At 71.9% G+C, this 21,124-nt stretch carries 19 protein-coding genes; 9 read left to right on the forward strand and 10 right to left on the reverse strand.

Annotated elements, in window-relative coordinates; all coding sequences use genetic code 11:
- Positions 1 to 435 precede the first annotated feature (435 nt).
- The 3 genes from ABH928_RS13940 to ABH928_RS13950 form a co-directional block, all read right to left on the reverse strand.
- Positions 436 to 900: a CBS domain-containing protein gene (locus tag ABH928_RS13940; RefSeq protein WP_370065891.1), complete on the reverse strand. Its 465-nt coding sequence runs from the start codon at positions 898 to 900 to the stop codon at positions 436 to 438.
- Positions 901 to 1,021: 121 nt separating this feature from the next.
- A complete protein-coding gene (locus ABH928_RS13945; RefSeq protein WP_370065893.1) occupies positions 1,022 to 1,819 on the reverse strand; it encodes a sugar phosphate isomerase/epimerase family protein in 798 nt (265 codons plus the stop codon).
- A gap of 66 nt (positions 1,820 to 1,885) precedes the next feature.
- Positions 1,886 to 2,398, reverse strand: coding sequence for a universal stress protein (locus ABH928_RS13950; protein WP_370065895.1), 513 nt, complete (start codon positions 2,396 to 2,398; stop codon positions 1,886 to 1,888).
- Between the two features lie 490 nt (positions 2,399 to 2,888).
- Here ABH928_RS13950 and ABH928_RS13955 point away from each other — a divergent pair, with 490 nt between their 5' ends.
- The 5 genes from ABH928_RS13955 to kdpA all read left to right on the forward strand — a co-directional run bounded on the left by ABH928_RS13955 (position 2,889) and on the right by kdpA (position 8,271).
- Positions 2,889 to 3,329, forward strand: a complete 441-nt coding sequence (locus tag ABH928_RS13955) for an SAV_915 family protein (RefSeq protein WP_370065897.1) — start codon at positions 2,889 to 2,891, stop codon at positions 3,327 to 3,329.
- 73 nt (positions 3,330 to 3,402) lie between these two features.
- Complete coding sequence (locus tag ABH928_RS13960) at positions 3,403 to 3,492, forward strand: potassium-transporting ATPase subunit F (protein WP_370065899.1); 90 nt, start codon at positions 3,403 to 3,405, stop codon at positions 3,490 to 3,492.
- Positions 3,492 to 5,705 carry a potassium-transporting ATPase subunit KdpB gene (kdpB, locus tag ABH928_RS13965; protein ID WP_370065901.1) on the forward strand — a complete coding sequence of 738 codons (2,214 nt, stop codon included), beginning with the start codon at positions 3,492 to 3,494 and terminating at the stop codon, positions 5,703 to 5,705. Before ABH928_RS13960 ends, kdpB begins: the two co-directional genes overlap by 1 nt.
- Positions 5,706 to 5,707: 2 nt before the next feature.
- Positions 5,708 to 6,619, forward strand: coding sequence for a potassium-transporting ATPase subunit C (locus ABH928_RS13970; protein WP_370065902.1), 912 nt, complete (start codon positions 5,708 to 5,710; stop codon positions 6,617 to 6,619).
- Entirely contained in the window at positions 6,616 to 8,271 is a 1,656-nt protein-coding gene (gene kdpA, locus ABH928_RS13975; protein WP_370065904.1) for a potassium-transporting ATPase subunit KdpA, read from the forward strand. Before ABH928_RS13970 ends, kdpA begins: the two co-directional genes overlap by 4 nt.
- A gap of 53 nt (positions 8,272 to 8,324) precedes the next feature.
- Here kdpA and ABH928_RS13980 read toward each other — a convergent pair whose 3' ends face one another.
- Positions 8,325 to 9,992 carry an APC family permease gene (locus tag ABH928_RS13980; RefSeq protein WP_370065906.1) on the reverse strand — a complete coding sequence of 556 codons (1,668 nt, stop codon included), beginning with the start codon at positions 9,990 to 9,992 and terminating at the stop codon, positions 8,325 to 8,327.
- 110 nt (positions 9,993 to 10,102) lie between these two features.
- Between ABH928_RS13980 and ABH928_RS13985 the strand changes: the two genes are divergently transcribed.
- Positions 10,103 to 10,714 (forward strand): TetR family transcriptional regulator C-terminal domain-containing protein, encoded by a 612-nt coding sequence (locus ABH928_RS13985; protein ID WP_370065908.1) that lies wholly within the window; start codon positions 10,103 to 10,105, stop codon positions 10,712 to 10,714.
- Between the two features lie 39 nt (positions 10,715 to 10,753).
- Here ABH928_RS13985 and ABH928_RS13990 read toward each other — a convergent pair whose 3' ends face one another.
- From ABH928_RS13990 to ABH928_RS14015, 6 genes are all read right to left on the reverse strand, one after another.
- Complete coding sequence (locus tag ABH928_RS13990) at positions 10,754 to 11,524, reverse strand: SDR family oxidoreductase (protein ID WP_370065910.1); 771 nt, start codon at positions 11,522 to 11,524, stop codon at positions 10,754 to 10,756.
- 40 nt (positions 11,525 to 11,564) lie between these two features.
- A complete protein-coding gene (locus ABH928_RS13995) occupies positions 11,565 to 13,586 on the reverse strand; it encodes an acetate--CoA ligase family protein (RefSeq protein ID WP_370065912.1) in 2,022 nt (673 codons plus the stop codon).
- 74 nt (positions 13,587 to 13,660) lie between these two features.
- Positions 13,661 to 14,851 (reverse strand): Glu/Leu/Phe/Val dehydrogenase dimerization domain-containing protein, encoded by a 1,191-nt coding sequence (locus ABH928_RS14000; RefSeq protein WP_370065914.1) that lies wholly within the window; start codon positions 14,849 to 14,851, stop codon positions 13,661 to 13,663.
- Positions 14,848 to 16,473, reverse strand: coding sequence for a 5-guanidino-2-oxopentanoate decarboxylase (locus ABH928_RS14005; protein WP_370065916.1), 1,626 nt, complete (start codon positions 16,471 to 16,473; stop codon positions 14,848 to 14,850). The genes ABH928_RS14000 and ABH928_RS14005 overlap by 4 nt, the downstream gene beginning before the upstream one ends.
- Positions 16,473 to 17,630, reverse strand: coding sequence for an acyl-CoA dehydrogenase family protein (locus ABH928_RS14010; RefSeq protein WP_370065918.1), 1,158 nt, complete (start codon positions 17,628 to 17,630; stop codon positions 16,473 to 16,475). The genes ABH928_RS14005 and ABH928_RS14010 overlap by 1 nt, the downstream gene beginning before the upstream one ends.
- A gap of 171 nt (positions 17,631 to 17,801) precedes the next feature.
- Complete coding sequence (locus ABH928_RS14015) at positions 17,802 to 18,158, reverse strand: hypothetical protein (protein WP_370065920.1); 357 nt, start codon at positions 18,156 to 18,158, stop codon at positions 17,802 to 17,804.
- 368 nt (positions 18,159 to 18,526) lie between these two features.
- Between ABH928_RS14015 and ABH928_RS14020 the strand changes: the two genes are divergently transcribed.
- The 3 genes from ABH928_RS14020 to ABH928_RS14030 all read left to right on the forward strand — a co-directional run bounded on the left by ABH928_RS14020 (position 18,527) and on the right by ABH928_RS14030 (position 21,093).
- The gene (locus tag ABH928_RS14020) at positions 18,527 to 18,967 is read left to right on the forward strand and encodes a MarR family winged helix-turn-helix transcriptional regulator (RefSeq protein WP_370065922.1); all 441 of its coding nucleotides are present in this window, start codon (positions 18,527 to 18,529) and stop codon (positions 18,965 to 18,967) included.
- 81 nt (positions 18,968 to 19,048) lie between these two features.
- Complete coding sequence (locus tag ABH928_RS14025; RefSeq protein ID WP_370065924.1) at positions 19,049 to 20,455, forward strand: MFS transporter; 1,407 nt, start codon at positions 19,049 to 19,051, stop codon at positions 20,453 to 20,455.
- A gap of 77 nt (positions 20,456 to 20,532) precedes the next feature.
- The gene (locus ABH928_RS14030; RefSeq protein WP_370065926.1) at positions 20,533 to 21,093 is read left to right on the forward strand and encodes an isochorismatase family protein; all 561 of its coding nucleotides are present in this window, start codon (positions 20,533 to 20,535) and stop codon (positions 21,091 to 21,093) included.
- The last annotated feature ends 31 nt before the right edge of the window (positions 21,094 to 21,124 follow it).

A 21,124-nucleotide genomic window follows, 5' to 3' on the forward strand; every position in this document is an offset into this window, starting at 1 on the left:
ACTGCGCGTTGTCGCGCCCGCATGCCGCGAGCACGTCGCTCTCGGCCGCCCCGGTGCGTCCGGCGATCTCCCGTACGTCCTCCGGGTCCAGACCGGTCGACCGGGCGGCGCTGGTCCAGCACCAGAGCAACGCCTCGGGGATCTCCTGCTCGACGATGCCGTTGGCGCGCACCTGCTGCACTATCCAATGGGTGAATCCGGTATGCCACGTGTCGCTGCTCATGGCCCGCGTCCATCCCTTCCACGACGATCTCTTCGATCTCTTCGCGGACTTGCTACCCGCGTTGCCGCCACTCCGTGCCATCGGCGAACGATTGATCTCTGCCTGAGACAGCAGCGCAGTCCGGCCACTTCGTGCTCACGCCGGGTTCACGCGCCCGCGCGGTTCGCTTTGCCGGGAACGCGGCGACCTCGGGGGTGAACGCGCGGACGTGGTCAGTACGGCGGGGCGGAGCTCGGTGCGCCGTGGATGTAGTGCTCCAACTGGTCGATGGTGAACTGCTGGTCGGCGAGCTGCTGCTTGAGCAGGTCGCCGATGGAGATGATGCCGCTCAGCCGTCCGGCGTCGAGGACCGGCAGGTGGCGCATGCGGTGCTCGGTCATCAGCGCCATGCACTCGTCCGCGCTCTGGGTCGGTTCGACGTAGCGGACCTTCGCGGTCATGATCTCCTCGACGCGTGTGGTGGCGGCCGAGCGTCGGTGAAGTTCGACCTTGCGGGCGTAGTCCCGCTCGGTGACGATCCCGGCGATCTGCCCCTCGGCCATGACGACGAGCGCGCCGATCCCCTTCGCTGCCATCAGCGTCAGTGCATCGAGCACCGTGCGGTCCCTTCCGATGGTGTGAACCGTGCCGCCGCCGTCGGGTTTGGCAGCGAGGACCTGTGCAACAGTCAGGGGCATGTCAGTGATCCTTTCGGTGGCCGACGCCTCCCTTCTCTTCATGCCCACCTCGGGTCCCGGCAGAACGACCCCTTCCGGGCGAAGGATCGTTGACCGGGATGCCGGGATCAGGCGTCCGTCGTCACGGAGTCCGGGGGCGCTGAGCCCCGGACCGGGAGAGGTAGCGCGCGCCTTCGGCGAGGAGGGCGGGGAGTGGGGGCGCGGCTGGGTGCCAGGGTGCTTCGTACTCCCAGGACACCCAACTGTCGGGCGGCAGCAGGGCGAGGCACTCCGCGATCGGCAGAACGCCTGCGCCGAGGGCGAGCGGGGTGAGGTCGTCAGGGCCGGCGACGTCCTTGACCTGGGTGTGGCCGAGATGCGGGGCGACCGCCGCCCAGGAGTCGGACGGGGACTCTCCCGCGAGGCAGGTGTGCATCAGGTCCCACAGTGCGCCGACCGACGGGTGGTCGACCCGGGAGACGACGCGCGCCACGTCGCGGGCGGCGCGGTGGGAGTCGTGGGTCTCCAGCAGGACGCGCACGCCCAGTCGTTCCGCCTCGTCGGCGACGGCGGTGAGGCGGTGCGCCGCGCGCTGGTCCCCGTCCGCGAGCGGGCCGTTCCCGCCGCTCGGGAACACGCGGACGGACTGTGCGCCGAGGTCGGCGGCGAGGCGGAGGTGGGCGCGGAGCGCGGCGACGACCGGTGCGTCGTCCCCCGGGGCGACGACGCCGACGTAGCTCGCCAGGCAGAGCGGTGTGATGCCGGACCGCTGCAGCAGGCGGCGCGCCGCGCGGCGTTCGTCGGGACTGAGCTCAGGATGGATGGATTCGCCTGCGGCGCAACGTAGTTCGAGTCCCTGCCAGCCGTGCTGGGTAGCGAGGCGGACGGTGTCGGCCAGCGGCAGGCCGGGCAGACCGAGCGTCGAGAGGGCGAGGCGCACGAGAGCAGCCTAGATCGCACGAGCGGCATTGGAAAGCGTTTACCGGCATGACCGGTGTTACCGGTGCTAGAGGTACGGCAGCTGCGGATCGCAGGTCTCCGCCTGTGCGAAGCAGTCCGGCAGGCGGTGGCGTTCGGCGCGGGGGAGCGCCGTGAGCTGCGGCGGAGCCGGGACCGTCAGGACCGGGCAGTGGGCGTGGCGCAGGCAGTAGCGGGCGGTGCGGCCGTGCACGAGGCGCTCGGGCCAGGCTTGTTCGCCCGAGCCGATCACCAGCAGGTCGTCGTCGCTCGCCGTGGCGACCAGCAGCACGCCCGCGTCGCCGCGCACGACCGCCGTGTGCACCGGCACGCGCCCGTCCAGCCGTCCGACCGTGACCGCCAGGCTCAACCGCAGGCGCTCCGCCGCCTCGCGGCCGAACAGTGCGACGAGTGACGGGCCCGGTGGCACCCGGTGGGTGACCTCGCCCGCCGGGGGACTCCAGGCGAGCACGGCCAGCAGCGGGCGCCGCGTCTCGGACGCCCGGGCGAAGGCGGCCCGCAGCGCGTGCAGGCTGGTCGGGCTGCCACTGACACCGACCACGACACGGCCGTGTCCGCCGTGTACGAGCGATGGCGCGCTGTTCTCCATGACGCGGACCCGTTCCGGTCTGAGTGCTGAGATCTGGCGGGGTGCTGAGCTGCGTGCTGGTCCGGCGGGGCGGCAGCGGAGTCAGGCTGTGAGGACGCTGCGCGCCCCGCCGTGCAGCTGATTCAACATCGGCGAGCGGCGGTGGTCGGCCTCTCCTCACGCATGCCTTACGCGCCGGCGGGATGTCTTGACGCCGTCTTTCCACCACGGTGCTGTCAAGCGCCCCGCGCGGGTGCTGTGACCGCCCGACGGCGGTCCCGCGAGTGATCGGCGTCACCCGCACGGCACGACGCCGACAACATTGCCGCCGCGCGCGTCAGGAACGCGTCAGGACCGGGCCCAGGCTCGGGAGCAGCGGGAATAGCCTTCGTGGCGCGCTCACCGGCCGCAAGAAGGCAGCCGGGTGACGCCCCCTCACCCCTTCTGTCGAAAGGCGCCCGTGATGCTCACCCCTGTCATCGGCGAGGACCCCGAACCCGGCGAACGCATCCCGGCTGGACTGCTTCTGGTCCCGGTCCGGTCGGGTCCTGCCGGGGAGGTGATCCGCTTCTTCCGTTCGCCGCGCGGTGCTCGGACGGCGATCGCCTTCACCAGCGAGCGCCAGCTCGCCGCGGTGCTCGGTGCCGAGCACCGGTGCGTCCGCCTCTCCGAGGCCTCGCTGCGTGGCATGGCCGCAGCCCTGGGTGTCGCCGAACTCACCGTCGACCCGCTGGTGGTCGCCTCGTCACCGACGGCGTCCTCATCGGCCGAGTCGACCGCCGGATGGGCGCGTTGGCCGGAGCAGGTCCCCGCCCGTGGTGTCCCGTCCCACGTGGTCGTGGGCGTCGCCGGAGCCCCCGTGCCCGGGACGCAACGTCGCCGTCCGGTCGGCGCAAAGCGCTGACGGTTCGGTCCTGCCCGCATGAACCCGAACGCCGACAGTTCGACACCCCCTCGCACCAACGAAAGCGTGAGCCGTGACCGCCGACAACGTGGTGGGCCTGCTGGTGGCAGCTGCCCTGGTGGCCTACCTGACAGCCGCCGTGAAGTACCCGGAGCGTTTCTGATGACCGCCGCCACCCGAACCCCCGCCCCGCCGGACGTGGCGCAGCCCGTCCGACCGCCCGACGCCGACCGGTCGCACCGCGTCGGCGGCGGTCTGCTGGACCCGAAGCAGCTCTGGCGCGGCCTGCCCGCCGCGCTCCGCAAGCTCGACCCGCGCACCCTCTACCGCAACCCGGTCATGTTCGTCACCGAGGTCGGTGCGGTACTGACGACCGGCTTGACGATCGCTCACTCCTCGCTCTTCGGTTGGCTGATCACCGGTTGGCTCTGGCTGACCGTCGTCTTCGCCAACCTGGCCGAGGCGGTCGCGGAGAGCCGCGGCAAGGCGCAGGCCGACTCGCTGCGCCGGACCAGGCGGCAGACCACCGCCCGCCGCCTGCTGGACTGGGCCCCCGAGCTCGGCACCGCCGTCGACGGCTGCCGGGCCGAGGAGGTCGCCGCCGCCGAACTGCGGCGCGGCGACGTCGTCGCGGTCGTGGCGGGCCAACTGGTGCCCGGCGACGGTGACGTGATCGCCGGTGTGGCGAGCGTCGACGAGTCCGCGATCACCGGTGAGTCCGCGCCCGTCATCCGCGAGTCCGGCGGCGACCGCTGTGCGGTGACCGGCGGGACGACCGTGCTGTCGGACGTGATCGTGGTGCGGATCAGCCAGGAGCCGGGCGAGAGCTTCCTGGACCGCATGATCACCCTCGTCGAGGGCGCCGACCGGCAGAAGACGCCGAACGAGCTGGCACTCAACCTGCTGCTGGTCATGCTGACCTTCGTCTTCCTGGTCGCGGTCGTCACGCTGCAGCCGATGGCGATCTTCTCCAAGCAGTACATGGGCGCCGCCCACGACACCGCCGCGCTGACCGGCGCCGGGGTGACCGGCGTCGTCCTGGTCTCGCTGCTGGTCTGCCTGATCCCGACCACCATCGGCGGCCTGCTCTCGGCGATCGGCATCGCCGGGATGGACCGGTTGGTGCAGCGCAACGTGCTGGCGATGTCCGGGCGCGCGGTCGAGGCGGCGGGCGACGTCAACACGCTGCTGCTCGACAAGACCGGCACCATCACCTTCGGCAACCGGCGAGCCGCCGCGCTGCTGCCGGTCGGGTCCACCCCGCTCGGTCAACTCGCCGACGCGGCACGGCTCTCCAGCCTCGCGGACGAGACGCCCGAGGGCCGCTCGGTGGTCGAGTTCGTCGACGACGCGGGAATCGGCGGCTCAGGCACAGGGGGCCGGGTCGCCTCACCGCCCGACGCCGTCTGGGTGGCGTTCAGCGCCACCACCAGAATGTCCGGCGTCGACCTGCCGGACGGCCGACGGCTGCGCAAGGGCGCGGCGGCGGCCGTCGCCGCGTGGGTCGAGGAGCACGGGGGCGTCGTCCCGGAGGCCCTCGGCGCGCAGGTCGACCAGGTGTCCGCCGCCGGTGGCACGCCGCTGGCTGTTGCCGAGACCTGGTCCAATACGGCAGGCGGGGACGCTCGGCCCGCCCGCGTGCTCGGCGTGATCCACCTCAAGGACACCGTCAAGCCCGGTCTGGCCGCCCGCTTCGCGGAACTGCGCCGGATGGGCATCCGGACCGTGATGGTCACCGGCGACAACCCCGTCACCGCGCGGGCGATCGCCGAGGAGGCGGGCGTCGACGACTTCCTGGCCGAGGCGACGCCCGAGGCCAAGCTGGCGCTGATCAAGCGCGAGCAGGAGGGCGGCCACCTGATCGCCATGACCGGCGACGGCACCAACGACGCCCCGGCCCTGGCCCAGGCGGACGTCGGCGTGGCGATGAACACGGGGACGACCGCGGCCAAGGAGGCCGGGAACATGGTCGACCTCGACTCCGACCCCACCAAGATCATCGAGATCGTCGAGATCGGCAAGCAACTCCTCATCACCCGAGGCGCGTTGACGGCCTTCTCGATCGCCAACGACATCGCCAAGTACTTCGCGATCCTCCCGGCCATGTTCGGCGCGGTCTACCCGTCGCTGCGTGCGGTCAACATCATGCAGCTGCACTCGCCGACCTCGGCGATCCTCTCCGCAGTCATCTTCAACGCGGTGATCATCGTCGCGCTGATCCCGCTGGCCCTGCGCGGCGTGCGGTACCGGCCGAGCAGCGCCTCCGCGCTGCTGACCCGCAACCTGTGGATCTACGGCCTCGGCGGCGTGCTCGTGCCGTTCCTGGCCATCAAGCTCATCGACCTGACGATCGTCCAGCTCATCCCGGGGATCTGACCATGAACACCCTCTCCAGGCTGCCCTCGTGGGTGGCCCAACATCTCGTCGCGGCACGGGTGGTGCTGGCACTGACCCTGCTGCTCGGCCTCGCCTACCCGCTCGGCATGACCGCCGTCGCGCAGGTGCCCGGACTGCGCCACGCGGCCCAGGGCTCAGCGCTGGGTGGTCCCGGCAAGGCGGCTGACGCGAGCTCACTGATCGGGCAGAGCTTCAGCGACGCCAAGGGCGACCCGCTGCCGCAGTACTTCCAGCCGCGCCCGAGCGACGCCGGTGCGGCCGGCTACGACCCGACATCCTCCGGTGCGAGCAACCTCGGCTCGGAGAGCGTGGTCGACCACCTCTCCACCGGCAAGAACGACCCGGCCGTCTCCAGCCTGCTGAGCACGGTCTGTGCGCGCAGCCTGGCCGTCGGCCGGCTCGAACACGTCAGCGGCGCCCGGGCGTTCTGCACGCCGGACGGTGTCGGCGCGGTGCTCGGCGTCTACCGCGCGGACGGTCTGACCGGCACGGTGCAGCGCGCCGTCAGCCTCAACCAGGCCTGCCCGGAGAAGCCGTTCCTGACGACGTACCAGGGCGTCACCGTCGAGTGCGCCAAGCCGGGGGAGGACTACAGCGGCGCGCTGGTCACCCCGATCCGCGGCGACGCGCCCGCCGACCCGGCCGTCCCCGCCGACGCGGTCACCGCGAGCGCCAGCGGCCTCGACCCCGACATCAGCCCCGCCTACGCGCACCTTCAGGCGGCGCGGGTCGCCCGCGTCCGACACCTGGAGCTCGCCACCGTGTTGCAGCTGATCAGCACCTACACCACCGGCCGCACCCTCGGGTTGCTCGGTGAGCCGGTGGTCGACGTGGTCGAGCTCAACCTGGCGCTGGACCGCTCCTACCCGCTGAACGGCGGTGCCTCCCGATGAGCCTCTACGGATGGATGCAGGCGCTGGCCGTCATCGCGGTCGTCGTCGCGCTGCACGTGCCGCTCGGCGACTGGATGGCCCGCGCCCTGGACGGCGGCGGCCACGGGCGCGCCGAACGCGTGCTCTACCGCTTCTGCGGTGTCGACCCCGACCGCGAGCAGGACTGGAAGCACTACCTGACCGCCGTCCTGGCGTTCTCGGCGATGAGCATCGCCGCGCTGTTCGCGCTCCTCACCTGCCAGCAGTGGCTGCCCTGGTCGCTCGGCCACGGTGGCATGTCGTGGCGGCTGGCGCTCGACACCGCCGTCAGCTTCACCACCAACACCAGCTGGCAGAACTACGCGGGTGAGGCCACCACCGGCCACCTGGTGGTCATGGCCGGGCTCGGCGTCCAGGCCTTCGCCTCGGCCGCGGTCGGCCTCTGCGTCGCGCTGGCGCTGGTCCGCGGCCTGGTTCGGCGCGGCACGGACGACCTGGGCAACTTCTGGGTGGACCTGGTCCGCACCTGCTTCCGGGTGCTGCTGCCGATCGCCGTCATCGGCGGCCTGGTGCTGATCGGCCTCGGCGTCGAGCAGAACCTGACGGGCGCGCACACCGTGCAGACGGTCGCGGGCGGCACGCAGACGCTGATCGGTGGTCCGGTCGGCTCCTGGGAGCCGGTCAAGCTCTTCTCCGGCGACGGCGGCGGCTTCTTCAACGCCAACAGCGCCCACCCCTTCGAGAACCCGAACGCACTGAGCAACGCGATCGAGATCGTGCTGATGCTGGTGGTCCCGGTCGCCTGCGTCCGGATGTTCGGCCGCATGATCGGCAGCCTGAAGCAGAGCTGGACGCTGCTGGCCATCGTCGGCATCCTCTTCGGCCTGCTCCTGGTCGGCGCGAGCCTGGCCCAGGGAGCCCACACCGGAACCGTCGCCCAGGCGGTCGGCGGGCAGACGGAGGGGACGGAGCAGCGGTTCGGCGTCTCCGGCAGCACGTTGTTCGGCGTCTCGGCGACGGGCTCGGCGGACGGCGCTGCGGACGCGTCGTACGACAGCTTCTCCAGCCTCGGCAGCGGCGTGCTGATGGCGGCGATGATGCTCGGCGAGATCGCGCCCGGCGGTGTCGGCAGCGGGCTCTACGGGTTGCTGATCGCGGTGCTGATCGCCGTCTTCATCGGCGGTCTGATGGTCGGTCGCACGCCGGAGTACCTGCGCAAGCGGATCGGCTTCGGTGAGATGCGGCAGGTGGTGCTGTATGCCCTGGTCGGGCCGACGGCGGTGTTGTTCTTCTCCGCGCTGGCCGTCGCCCTGCCGGAGGGGCGCTCGTCGATGGGCAACTCCGGGCCGCACGGCTTGAGTGAGTTGATCTACGCCTACACCAGCAACGTCAACAGCAACGGCAGCGCGATGGCGGGCTTCAACGGCGCCACGAACTTCCACAACCTGCTGATGTGCGCGGCGATGCTGGTCGGCAGGTATCTGCCGATGGTCTTCCTCCTGGCGTTGTCGGGTCGGCTGGCACGTCAGCGCCCCGGAGTGGTGACCGCGGGCACGCTGCGGGCGCAGGGGATCAACTTCATCGCTCTCGCGACGGGGGCGGCGCTGATCCTGGCGCTGCTCAACTTCCTGCCGGCGCTGTCGCTCGGGCCGATCGCGGAGGGGCTGCAGTAGGTGCGACACCTGGGGCGCGGAGCAGAGACCCGCGCCCCTGAGGTGTCGCAACGTCAGAGGCCCGGAACCAGATCCTCCGTGGCGGCGTCCGGCAGGAGCTCGCCGGACTCCGCGCCCGCGCCCGCGCCCGCGCCCGCGCCCGCGCGCTCAGCGCTCCGCCGCCGCGCGGGCGCGCCGCACGCGTAGAAGACCAGCCCGATGACCAGGAACAGGGCCAGCGGCACCACCTGGCTCAGCGTGTACTGCAGCCGCTGCTGCGCGAAGCTCGGCGGCAAGGACGCCGCGGCGGAGCCGCTCGTGCCGAACCAGCCGACGCCGAAGCCCGGCCAGATCAGGTCGACCACGGTGAAGGCGACCAGCCCCGTCGCGAGGATCGTCACCGCCCAGACGCCTGCCATGCCGCCAGGGACCCGGTACGGGCGCGGGGTTCGCGGATACTTGCGCCGCAGCACGACCAGGCTGGGGAAGGTGATCACGTAGGAGATGAACGTGGTGGAGATGGCCAGCCCCAGCCCCGCCGCGAAGTACTTCTCGCCGTTGCCCTGGGTCAGGTTGAGCGCGACCACCAGCAGGACGGACGCCAGCACCGCCGAGAGGACGTTGACCCGCACCGGGGTGCCGTAGCGCTCGGAGATGCTGCCGAACCAGGCCGGGCCCGCCCCGTCCGCGCAGGCGACGGCCTGGGCGCGGTGCGCGCCCATGGCCCAGGTGATGCCGCTGGTGAGCAGGCCGATGATGAGCCCCGCCGCCGCGATCCCGCCGAGGACGGAACCCGCTCCGGTCAGCGTGATCGTGCCGTCGGCGGCGACATGGCCGCCGTAGACGGTGAACACCGCCTTGCACGCGTCGATGAAGCCACCGAGGCCGCCGATCTCCTTGGCCGGAAGCACGAAGAGGATGCCCAGGATCGGGCCGCCGTAGAGGACCAGCGAGGCGAGCCCGGACCGCAGGATGGAGAGCGGGATGTCGCGCCGTGGGTTCTTCATCTCCTCGGCCGCCGAGCTGGGCAGCTCGAATCCGACGTAGTTGAAGATCAGCACGGGGACCAGGCCGACGAACCCGACGTAGGTGGGCGCGAACTGACCACTCGGCAGCGCGTGCACGCCGTGCTCGATCGCGTAGACGACGACGGAGACCAGGAAGAAGCCCAGCAGCACGATCCGGGCGACCGCCCCGGCGATGGGCACCCACTTGCCGACGCGGACCGACTGGACGACGGCGAACGCGCCGATCCAGATGAAGACGAGCCCGGCCGCGTACTTCCACAGGCCGGGCAGCGGGGTGAAGAACTGCTCCCAGGTGGTCAGCGCGATGATGCAGAGGCTGCCGCCGACCCAGACCGGGTTGGAGATCCAGTACAGGACCTGGTTGAGCCCGGCGGTGAACCGGCCGAAGGCCAGCCGGGTCCAGACGTACGGGCCGCCCTGGACCGGGAAGGCCGAGCCGAGTTCGGCGACCAGCAGGCCGTAGGGGAGGAAGAAGACGACGGCCAGGACCGCCATCCAACTGAGGCCCTGCGGGCCTTGGGCCGCGACCGAGCCGATGGTGTCGAGGCCGACGAGGGTGCAGATCAGGAAGAAGAGGACGTCGCGTCGGCGAAGGTCCTTGCGCAGTCGCGAGCGTTGTTCGGCCCAGCCTTCGGACAGGTCAGGGGTGGCGGACTGCGGGTGCTGGGGGGATGGGTGCAGGGGGGACCGTGGGGGCTGCGGTGCTTGGGTCATGGGGGGTGACTCCTCGCGCAACTGACTGAATGTGCAGTTAGTAGGGGTACTGTGGTGCCGCCGCGAGGCGGTGTCAAGAGTCTGAACAGGCAGCCGTATAAGGTGGCGCCGTGGCGAGAGTGCGTTTGAGCGTGGAGGAGCGGCGGGCGGAGATCCTGCGCGCCGCCGTCGAGCAGATCGGGCAGCGCGGCGTCGCGGCGGTCCGGGTCGCCGACGTGGCTGCCGCCCTGGGTGTCAGCAACGCGCTGATCATCTATCACTTCGCGACCAAGGAGAAGCTGGTCGCGGAGGCCTTCGCCTTCGCCGCCGAGGCCGACCTGGCCCGGCTGCGCGAGCTGCTCGGCCGGCGCGGCAGCGCCGTGCAGCGGCTCAGGGCCGCGGTGCGCTGGTACGCGCCGACAGGGCAGGCGAAGGGCTGGACGCTCTGGATCGAGGGCTGGGCGGTCTCGCTGCGCGAGGCCGGGCTCCGCGAGGTGGTGCAGCAGCTCGACCAGCAGTGGAAGGCGGCGCTGGCCGAGGTGATCGGCGAGGGGGCCGCGGCCGGCGAGTACGTCTGCGACGACCCGCAGGGCGCCGCCTGGCGGCTGACCGCCCTGCTGGACGGGCTGGCCGTGCAGATGACCGCCTACACGGGCTCGCTGTCACGCAAGGCGATGCTGGAGTGGGTCGACGACGCCCTCGCCCGAGAGCTCGGCGTGACGCGGGAGGCTCTCTCCCGCTGACGGCTGCCCCTCCTGTGCTCTGACGGTGCATCAGCGGCATCAGCGGCCGTAGATCTGCTTGCCCAGCCACTGCCCGCCGTCGATGGTGAGGCACTCGCCGGTCAGGTACGAGGCCCGGTCGCCCAGTAGGAACAGCGCCGCGTCGGCGACCTCCGCCGGATCGGCGAAGCGGCCCGCCGGGACGGTTGCCAGGACCTGCGCGCGGGCGTTGTCGTCGGCCCACAGCGCCGCCCCCGCGCCCTCCGTCTCCGTCGGGCCGGGCGCGATGCAGTTGAGCCGGATCCCGAGCGGCGCGAGCTCGACGGCCAGGGTCCGCGTCATCGCCAGCACGCCCGCCTTGGCGGCGGCCGAGTGGACCGTGCCCGGATGGCCGTGCCAGGCGTAGGTGGCGATGACCGAGAGGATCGATCCGCCGGTGCCCTGCTCGCGCAACTGCCGTGCCACGGCCCGGGTGCAGAGGAACGAGCCGTTCAGGACGATGTCGATGACGGACTTCCAGCCGTTCGGGCTCAGGTCGATGCCGGGCGAGACGAAGTTGCCCGCGGCGTTGTTCACCAGGCCGTCGACGGAGCCGAAGTGACAGACAGTCAAGTCGACCATGGCATCGACGGCGGCGGGGTCGCGGACGTCGGTGGGGACGGCGAGGCCTTCGGCGCCCTGCTTGGCGAGGAGCGCGACGGTCTCCTCCAGCCGCTCGGGGGTACGACCGGCGACGGCGACGCGGGCTCCGGCGTCGCCGAGCGCGAGGGCGATGGCGCGGCCGATGCCGCTGCCGCCGCCGGTGACGATGAACGTGCGATCCGTGAACACGGAGGTTGGTCCTTTCGAAGCTTCCGAGGTCTGCGGCGAATCAGCGGGCGAGCACGGCATGGGCGTCGAGGGCGACCGCGCCGCCCGGGTGGACGAGCAGCGGGTTGACCTCCAGCTCGCCCAGCTCGGGGTGGTCGACAGCGGCCTGCACGAGCGCGGTGACCGCCTCGGCCGCCGCGTCCAGGTCGACGGGCGGTGCGCCGCGCCAGCCGGTCAGCAGCGGGGCGTGGCGCAGCGAGAGCAGCAGTTCGCGTGCGGCGTCGCGGGTGAGCGGGGCCAGGGCGAGGGCGGTGTCGCCGAGCAGTTCGGCGGTGGTGCCGCCGATGCCGACCATGGCGACCGGCCCGAACGCGGCGTCGCGACGCACACCCGCGATCAGTTCGACCGCGTGCGGCACCCGGGCCATCGCCTCGACGGCGTAGCGGTCCGCCCCGGTGGCCGCCCGCATCCGGGCGAAGGCCGAGCGCAGCGCGTCCTCGTCGCGGAGATCCAGCGCGACGCCGCCCGCCTCGGTCTTGTGGGCCAGTCCCATCGCCTTGAGCGCGACCGGACCGCCGATCCGCCGCGCGGCCTCGACCGCCTCGTCGGCGGTGGCCACGAAGGCCGCCTCGGGGAAGGCGAGACCGTAGCCGCGCAGCAGCGCACGCGTCGACTCGTAGCCGCCGTCGGTGAGCACGTCGCCCGCTCGGGCCGGGAGTTCGGGGACGGAACCGGGCTTGAGCCGCGTCCACCGCAGCGCGTGGGCGAGCGTGGCGCAGGCCTGCTCGATGCGCTCGTGGACCGGGACGCCGTGCGCGCGCAGGACCGTCAGGGCCGGGGTGTCCCGGGCCATGGTGTGGACGACGAGCGGCCTGCCGGACGCGCGGACCGCCTCGGCCATCCGCCGGGCGACGGCGCACTCGTGGTCCTGCTGCTGCGGGTTGGCGCTGGCGTAGTCGCCGAAGTAGCCGGTCAGCAGGACGGCGTCCGTCTCGCCGCGCTCCAGCAGGGTGGTGACGATCCCGGCGTAGTTGTCGAGATCGGCCTCGCCCGCTCCGGCCAGGTCCACCGGGTTGGCGGGCACGACGCCCGCCGGCAGGTACGCGGCCAGCCCGGCGCACGCTTCGGCGGGCAGTGGCGGGACGCTGAGCCCGTGGACGGCGAGTGCGTCGGCGGCCAGCGCGCCCTGGCCGCCGCTGTCGCCCGCGACGGCCACCCGCGTGCCTCGCGGCAGCGCAGGGGAGAGCAACGCGACGGCGGTGTCGACGAGTTCACCGGCGCTGTCCAGCAGCAGCGCTCCCGCGTCCCGGCAGGCGGCGGCGACCGTCGAGCGGGCGCTGACCAGGGCGCCGGTGTGGGACGCTGCCGCGCGCCCGGACGCCTCGCTGCGGCCGACCGTCAGCAGCAGCACCGGTTTGCCCGCCCGTCGCGCCTCGGCCAGGACCCGAACCAGCCGCCTGCCGTCCCTGAAGTCCTCGATATAGGCGGTGATCACCCGGGTCGGCTCGTGGGCGACGAGCGCTTCGAGCGCGTCGGCGGCGTCGATGTCGCGCTGGTTGCCGAGCGAGACGAAGCGCGAGAAGCCCTGGTCCGAGCGGGCCAGCAGCCGTCCGATCTCCAGCGCGAGGTTGCCGCTCTGCGAGACCAGCCCGACCGCCCCGACCGGGAACTCGCCCCAGCTGAGCTGGAGTCGGCTGCCGGTGTCCACCACGCCCATGCAGTTCGGACCCAGCAGCCGCGCTCCGTGGGAGGTGATCAGCGCGGCCAGTTCGCGCTCCTCGGCGACGGTTGCGCCGCCTGAGGTCACCACAGTGAAGCAGCGGGCACCGGCCGCGAGGCCCTCGGCCACGGTGCCGTGGACGTGCGCGGGCGGCACGGCCACCACCACGTGCTCGGCCGGGCCGGGGAGCGCGCCGAGACTCGGCAGGAACGGCACGCCCTGCAGGCCGCCGCCGCGCCGGTTGACCAGATGGACCTCGCGGAGTTGACGACCCGTCAGCGCGCCCATGGCCAGCCAGTAACCCCACTTCTCCGGGTTCTCCGACGCGCCGACGACGGCGACCGAGCGCGGGTCGAAGAGCACGTCGAGCGTCGATGCGGCCCTGGCGGGAGATGCGGCCCTGGCGGGAGATGCAGCGCTGGTGGGAGGAGAAGCCGTCACCGGTACCACCCGAACCGGTCCGCCAGCTCCGGCAGCCGGTCGGCCACGATGGCGTGTGCGGCGCGGCGCGGGGTGCTGCCGTCGGCGTCGGCGCGGGCGAGCATCAGCTCGATCAGGGCGCGCATCGAGCGGCGGATATGGGCGAACGCCTCGTCGGCTTCCGCGCCTATGTCGCCGAAGAGGGTCCACCACCACCAGGCGTTGGTACCGGAGTTGACGACCACGTCGGGCAGCGTGGTGACACCGCGTGCGGCCAGCAGCTGCTCCGCCTCGGGCAGCACCGGCATGTTGGCCGCCTCGACGATCCAACGGGCCTTGATCCGCTGCTGGTTGGCCGCGTCGACGCAGTACGAGACGGCGGCCGGGACCAGCACCTCCGCGTCCGCCGCGAGCCAGGCGTCGCCCGGCAGTTCGACGTCGCCCGGACGCAGGGCGGCGCGGTCGACCGTGCCGAAGGCGTCGCGGGCGGCGAGCAGCGCCTCGACGTCGAGACCGTCGGGGTTGGCGAGGGTCCCCTTGACGTCCGCGACGGCGACGATCCGCAGCCCCGCGCGGGCGAGGAACCGGGCGGTGGCCCCGCCCATCGTCCCCAGGCCCTGCACGGACACCCGCGTCCCCGCGTAGGGCACGCCCGCCCGGTCCAGGGCGACCAGCACGGCCTCGGCGACGCCGCAGCCGCCCGCCAGTTCGTCCAGCCCGATGCCGTCCACCTCGACGGCGAAGGCGTCCGCCAGCCGCTTGCGGGCGGTGCCCTCGTCGTCGAGCAGCGGGTAGACGGCCTGGATCGAGGAGACCAGGCCCGCCTCCGCCGCGGCCCGGTCGACGATGTCCTGACGCAGGCCCAGATCCTCGCCGGTGGTCCAACAGCTCTCGACGTACGGGCGCATGGCGCGCAGATAGCGGACCAGCACGCCGTACGCCTCGGGGTCCTGCGGGTCGCAGTCGATGCCGCCCTTGGCGCCGCCGAGCGGGATGTAGCGGGCCTCGGGGTTGTAGTGGAGGGCCTCCTTCATCGTCATGCCCTGGGCGAGGCCGGTCACCTCCTCCAGCGTGCAGCCCGCGCGCATCCGCAGCCCGCCGCTGGACACCCCGCGCACCAGGCGGTCGACGACGAGATAGCCGCGGCGGCCGGTGACGTGGTCGGTCCAGGTGATCGACATCAGCGGTGTCGACGGTGTTCCGCTCATCGGTCTGCCTCCTCGGGAACGCTTTCGGAAACGGCTTCGGGAACGGTGATGACGGTGGGTCCGGGGGTGGTGAGCGCCGCACGCAGCGCGGCGGCCAGCTCGTCCGGCGTGGTGACCCGGGCGCCGTGGCCGCCGTAGGCGCGGGCGAGCGCGGGGAGGTCCACGGACGGCAGGTCGACGCCGACCGGGGCGTCCCCGCGCGCGGTCATCTCGTCGCGGATCTCGCCGTAGCCGCCGTTGTCGAAGACCACGACGGGCAGCGGCAGCCCCAGCTGGGTGGCCGTGCCGAGCTCCTGGACGCTGAACTGCAGTCCGCCGTCCCCGCTCAGCGCGACGACCTGACGCTCCGGGCAGGCGGCCTTGGCCCCGATCGCGGCCGGGAGCGCGTAGCCGAGCGTGCCGAAGCCGGTCGGGTGCAGGTAGCGGCCGGGCGGGTCGACGGGCAGGTGGGGGAGCGCGCCGTAGTAGCAGGCCTGCGCGCTGTCGGAGGTGATCACGGCGTCGGGAGCCAGTACGGAGCGGATCGCCGTGAGGAACGGCAGCCAGCGGGCGTCCCGGCTCGCGGACTCCGCGCCCCGTGCCGCGCGCAGCTGTGCGACCGCGGCGGGGGTGTCGTCGCCGGGGCACTGCGCCACGGCGGCCAGCAGGTCGCGCAGCACCTCGCCCGCGTCGCCGACCAGGGCGAGGTCCGCGGGTAGGCCCGCGTACATCTGCGCGGGGTCGAGGTCCACCCGGATCAGCGTGCCGTTCAGGGTGAGCGGGCCGGACCACAGGTCGGACTCGGCCAGCTCGGTCCCGACGGCCAGGACGACGTCACGGTCCGTCAGCCACTTCTGCACGGCCGGGCTGTGCAGCGCCACGCCGAGCGAGAGCGGATGCGACTCCGGGACGACGCCCTTGCCGTTGGCGGACGTCACGACGGGCGCACCCAGCCGCTTCGCCAGGGCGCGGGCGGCATCGCTCGCGCCGCGTGCCCCGCCGCCCAGGATCAGCGCCGGTCGTCGGGCCGCGCCGAGCACGGCCGCCGCCTCGGCGACGGCCTGCGGAGCGGGCCGGGGGAACGCGGTCCAAGGAGCGACGCGCGGTTCGCCCGCAGGCTCGGCGGTCTCCAGCAGGTCCAGCGGGATCTCGATATGCACGGGCCGGGGCCGCCCGCTTTGGAACAGGGTGAACGCACGCGCCACCGCCACGCCGATCTCCGCGACCGAGGAGACCCGGTGGCTGAACGCGGCGATGTGCCGGAACGCCTCGGTCTGGCTGGGCATTTCGTGCAGCAGGCCGGTCGACTGCCGGGGGTGCCGCAGCGGCATCCCGGGGGAGATCACCAGCAGCGGCACGCTGTCGGAGTACGCCTGCCCGACGGCGGCGGCGATGTTCAGCAGCGCAGGCCCGGTCGTGGTGACGGCGACGCCTGGGCGTCCGGTGGTCCGGGCGTAGCCGTCGGCCGCGTAGCCGGCGCCCTGCTCGTGACGTGGCGTCAGATGCCGGATCCCGTAACGTCCGAGGTGCCGGTAGAGCTCCAGGTTGTGGGTGCCGGGGATGCCGAAGACCAGGTCGGTCCCGTGCGCGGCCAACGCCCGGACGACCGCCTCACCGCCTGTGATGTGGGATCGCTCTGCCATCACAGGCTCCGCGAGATGACGAGGCGCATGATGTCGGAGGTGCCCTCCTCGATCTCCTCCAGCTTGGCGTCGCGCATCCACTGCTCGACCGGGTACTCGCGCGAGTAGCCCCAGCCGCCGAGGGTCTGTACCGCCGCCCAGGTGCACCAGGCGGCGGTCTCCGAGGCGGTCAGTTTGGCCATCGCGGCCTCGGCCGTCGCGTCCAGGCCCGCGTCGAGGCGCTTGGCGGCGCGCCAGGTCATCAGCCGGGACTGGTCGATCCGCGTGCGCATGTCGGCGAGCCGGAACGCCACCGCCTGGTGCTCGATGATCGGCTTGCCGAACTGGACGCGGGTGCGCGCGTAGTCGCGGGCGTACTCGTAGGCGGCGCGCGCCACGCCGGTGGCCGCGGCGCCCAGGACGGTCCGGGAGATGTCGAAGGTCCGCATCAGCCCCTTGAAGCCCTGGCCCTCCGCGCCGAGCAGGTTCTCCTCGGGCACGAAGGCGTCGGCGAGGAAGACCTCCCGGCAGACGATGGCGCGCTGGCCCATCTTGCGCATCGGCTCGCCGAACGTCATCCCCTCGGTGCCCTTGTGCAGCAGGAAGGCGCTGACGCCGCGTGAGCGCGCGGCGGGGTCGGTCTTGGCGAAGACCACGTAGAAGTCGGCCTCGCCCGCGTTGGAGATCCACGCCTTCTGGCCGCGCAGCAGATACCCGCCGGTGGTGCGGGTGGCCGTGGTGGTGATGGATCCGGCGTCGGATCCGGCGCCGGGCTCGGTGGTGGCGAGGGATGTCATCGGGGTGTCGGGACCGGCGAGCGGGGTGAGCCAGATGCGCTTCTGCTCCTCGGTGCCGAGCTCCAGCACGGGGTCGGCGAAGAACCCGTTGGAGCAGAGCAGGTTTCCGATGCCGAGGTCCCCGACGCAGAGCTCCTCCTGCACCAGGCACTGCGAGAAGACGTCGGTGAACCCGCCGCCGCCGTACTCCTCGGGGAGCATGAAGCCGGTGATCCCGACCTTGGCCGCCGCCCGCCACAGGTCCCAGGGGGTCTGCGTGTCGGCCTCGTCGACCGCGCGGGCACGTGGGCGGATCTCCTCCTTGGCGAAGCTGCGGGTGAGTTCGACGATGTCGTTCTGCTCTGGGGTGAGCGGGCACAGCTCTACGGGCAGCACGGACACGGTGCCTCCAGGCGCGACGCGGACGCTTCCAACTGAATTGCCGTTCAGTATCCGGAGCCGGTGGAGGGGCTGTCAACGGTTCTACTGACTGAACCTGCATTCAGTAACGCAGGAGAGCCGACCACCTGTGCGGGCGGTCGGCTCGTCGTCCTGCCGTGCGCGGGAAGCCGCTCAGTGGGCGGGCGGCACCGCAAGCGTGGTGACCAGCGCGCCGGTGCGGTCGCGGATGTCGATCCGCGCCGGGAGGGTCCGGCCCCGGACCCTGGTCCCACCGCAGCCGACCTCGTGCTCCTTGCCCAGCACGTCCCGGACCGCCGAGGCCACCGCCTCGCCCAGGATCGGGTCGGTGACCGTCTCCGTCTCGTCTCTCAGCCAGTGCAGCGTCAGCACCCAGCCGCGTCGCGTCGGTTCGCTGCGCGGCTGCGTCGGCTCCGTGCTCAGCCCGAGCTCTTCGAACGCCTCGATCAGGTACTCGACGTCCTGGCCGTCGAGGTGCTGGAAGTTCTCCTCGATCAGAAGCTGTGCCATGGCGCGGTCCCCCGTGTGCTGGTCGTGAATGCGGTGGTGTGGAGCATCGGTTGAGCGTGCGTCCACTTGCGGACGCCGCAGGATATTCCATCGTGATCTTCGAGTCGATCTTGACTTCCTTGACGCGCTCCGTACGACGCGATCACGCGTCCTGTCGCGTTCTTAGCGCTGGTGCGGTCGCGCGATGCGGCTGTATCTGTCCTCCGTCCGTCTCGGCGACCATCCGGACCGGCTCGTGAGCCTGCTGGGTGGTGAAGCCGTCGGACCCTCCCGGATCACAGCGAGGTCGAGCGCGCGCTCGCGCCGCTCCCGGCGTATTAGGAAGTCTGGACTTGCAATGTTGCCATTGGAAGGCTAGCCTTCTTATTATGAACGCTCGCGATGATCTGAACCGGTCCACCGCCACCGCGATCCGCGTCGCGGTGGGGATGATCAAGCGGCGCACCCGCGAGACCGTGGCCTCCGGGGAGCTGACGGCCCCGGAGCTGGCGGCGCTGGCGCAGATCGAGCGCGGCGGATCGACCACCGTCGCCGATCTGGCGCGTCAGCAGCAGATCACGCCGCAGGCGATGGGCTCCACCGTCGCGTCGCTGGAGCAGCGCGGGCTGGTGACGCGATCCGCGGACCCCGACGACCGGCGGCGATCGCTGCTGACGGTGACCGGCGCGGGCAGCGATGCCCTCCACTCCGGCCGTAACGCGCTGTCCGATCGCATGGCCCTCGCGCTCGCCGACTCGTTCACCGACGACGAGGTCGCCCTTCTCGCGGCCGCGGCGCCGCTGCTGGAACGCCTGGCCCAGCGCATCTGAACTCTCGATGCGAACCAACTCCCATGCCCGAGCATGCGGAGGCGATGACGTGCGGCCTCGACCGCACTCAAGGACGTGCATATGTCATTGACCGAAAGGCACTCAGCGACTCTTCCCGCGGACGGTGGACGCCCGTTCTCGTGGCGTTTCACCACGCCGCTGTTCCTCGGTTCGGCCCTCAACCCGATCAACAGCTCACTGATCGCGACGGCGCTGCTACCGATCGCCCACGACCTGGGCATCCAGATCGGCCAGACCGCGGCCCTGGTGGCCGCCCTCTACCTGGCGAGCTCCATCACCCAGCCCACTGCGGGCAAGGCCGCCGAGGTGTTCGGGCCCAGGCGCGTCTTCGTGTCCGGCATCGTCATGGTCGCCCTCGGCGGCCTCTTGGGCGGCTTCGCGAACAGCCTGTGGATGCTGATCGTGAGCCGGGTCGTCGTGGGACTGGGCACCTCGTGCGCGTACCCGACGGCGATGCTGCTCATCCAACGCCGCGCGCGGGACGCGGGCATGGACAAGCCGCCGGGCGGCGTCCTCGGCGGACTCATGATCGCCGGGATCGCCACCGCCTCGCTCGGTCTTCCCCTTGGTGGGGTCCTGGTGAACGCCCTGACCTGGAGGGCCGTCTTCTTCGTCAACGTTCCCGTCGCCGTCGTCGCGTTCGTCGCCGCGGTCGCCTGGATCGAACCCGACCCGAGGCGTGCCGAGCGGATGAGCGCGCGTGACATCGCGTCAAAGCTCGACGTGCCCGGGATCGTCGGCTTCGCCGGAGCCATGCTGACGCTGCTGATCTTCCTGTTCGACCTGCCTGCCGTGCACTGGTGGATCCTGGCGCTCTCCATAGCGATATGGGCGGTGCTGGTGCTGCGGGAGCTGCGAGCGCGAACGCCCTTCCTCGATGTGCGGCTCCTGGCCGCCAACCCCGGACTCGCCAACACCTACCTGCGCTTCGGCCTGACCCAGCTGTGTGTGTACGTGGTCCTCTACGGCATCACCCAGTGGATCGAGAGCGTCCGTGGCTTCAACGAGTCGGCCGCCGGACTGCTCCTGCTGCCGATGACCCTGATCTCGGGTCTCATCATCACGCCGCTCTCCCGGCGCGGTCTCGTCCGCGGACCGGTCGTCGCAGCCGCTGCCACCTGCCTGCTCGGATCGGTCGGCGTCCTGCTGCTGAGTTCAACGGTCTGGATCGGCACCGTGGTTGTCCTGACCCTGGTGTTCGGTCTTGCCATCGGCTTCTCGACCGCCGGCAACCAGATCTCGCTCACCCAGCACGCGCCCGCCGATCAGCTGGGCACCGCGTCCGGGCTGCTGCGGACCTTCGGGTACGTCGGCTCCATCGGCGCCAGCGCCGTCACCGGCCTGGTCTTCCACCACAGCGTCACCGACCAGGGCGTCCACCAGATCGGCTGGATCATGACCGCCGTCAGCCTCGTGCTGGTGGTGCTCACCCTCGCCGACCGCACCCTGCGGCCCACGCGGCACTGACCGGGGCTGACCGGCAGTGACCGGCCCACCCGGCACCGACCGCGCAACACCACATCAACTGATCCAAGGAGACACCCATGCCCATCACCACCATCGACCCCGACACGGCCCTCATCGTCGTCGACCTCCAGGCCGTCGCGCCTCACCTGCCGACGGTCCACCCGTTCGACGCCGTCCTGGCGAACGCCGTCAAGCTCGCCGACGCCTTCCGGGCCAAGAAGCTCCCCGTCGTCCTCGTCAACGTCGCCGGCGGTTCCCCGGGCCGCACCGAGCAGGGCTTCGAGGCCTCGGCCGCGGCGCTCCCCGACGGTTGGACCGACCTGCTTCCGGAACTCAACCGGCAGCCCGGCGACAAGACCGTCACCAAGTACACCTGGGGCGCGTTCCACAACACCGACCTGGCGGAACACCTCAAGGAACTCGGCGTCACCCAGGTCGTCGTCTGCGGTGTCTCCACTGCCATCGGTGTCGAGTCCACCGCCCGACAGGCCCACGAGCACGGCTTCCACGTGACGCTGCCCCTCGACGCCATGACCGACCTCGACGCCGCCGCGCACGAGAACTCGGCGACGGTGATCTTCCCCCGCCTCGGCGAGACGGGGACCACCGCCGAAGTCCTCACCCGCATAGGCGCCTAGGGGCTGTCGTGTGGGTCAGGCCGGGCCCGCG

Source organism: Streptacidiphilus sp. MAP5-3, assembly GCF_041262505.1.
Lineage (GTDB): Bacteria > Actinomycetota > Actinomycetes > Streptomycetales > Streptomycetaceae > Streptacidiphilus.

Bases quoted from the DNA above. Each gene is read 5' to 3' on its own strand.
- ABH928_RS13940 (WP_370065891.1), bottom strand. From the start codon at position 900: ATGCCCCTGACTGTTGCACAGGTCCTCGCTGCCAAACCCGACGGCGGC.
- ABH928_RS13955 (WP_370065897.1), top strand. From the start codon at position 2,889: ATGCTCACCCCTGTCATCGGCGAGGACCCCGAACCCGGCGAACGCATC.
- kdpB (WP_370065901.1), top strand. From the start codon at position 3,492: ATGACCGCCGCCACCCGAACCCCCGCCCCGCCGGACGTGGCGCAGCCC.
- ABH928_RS13970 (WP_370065902.1), top strand. From the start codon at position 5,708: ATGAACACCCTCTCCAGGCTGCCCTCGTGGGTGGCCCAACATCTCGTC.
- kdpA (WP_370065904.1), top strand. From the start codon at position 6,616: ATGAGCCTCTACGGATGGATGCAGGCGCTGGCCGTCATCGCGGTCGTC.
- ABH928_RS13980 (WP_370065906.1), bottom strand. From the start codon at position 9,992: ATGACCCAAGCACCGCAGCCCCCACGGTCCCCCCTGCACCCATCCCCC.
- ABH928_RS14000 (WP_370065914.1), bottom strand. From the start codon at position 14,851: ATGAGCGGAACACCGTCGACACCGCTGATGTCGATCACCTGGACCGAC.
- ABH928_RS14005 (WP_370065916.1), bottom strand. From the start codon at position 16,473: ATGGCAGAGCGATCCCACATCACAGGCGGTGAGGCGGTCGTCCGGGCG.
- ABH928_RS14015 (WP_370065920.1), bottom strand. From the start codon at position 18,158: ATGGCACAGCTTCTGATCGAGGAGAACTTCCAGCACCTCGACGGCCAG.
- ABH928_RS14020 (WP_370065922.1), top strand. From the start codon at position 18,527: ATGAACGCTCGCGATGATCTGAACCGGTCCACCGCCACCGCGATCCGC.
- ABH928_RS14025 (WP_370065924.1), top strand. From the start codon at position 19,049: ATGTCATTGACCGAAAGGCACTCAGCGACTCTTCCCGCGGACGGTGGA.
- ABH928_RS14030 (WP_370065926.1), top strand. From the start codon at position 20,533: ATGCCCATCACCACCATCGACCCCGACACGGCCCTCATCGTCGTCGAC.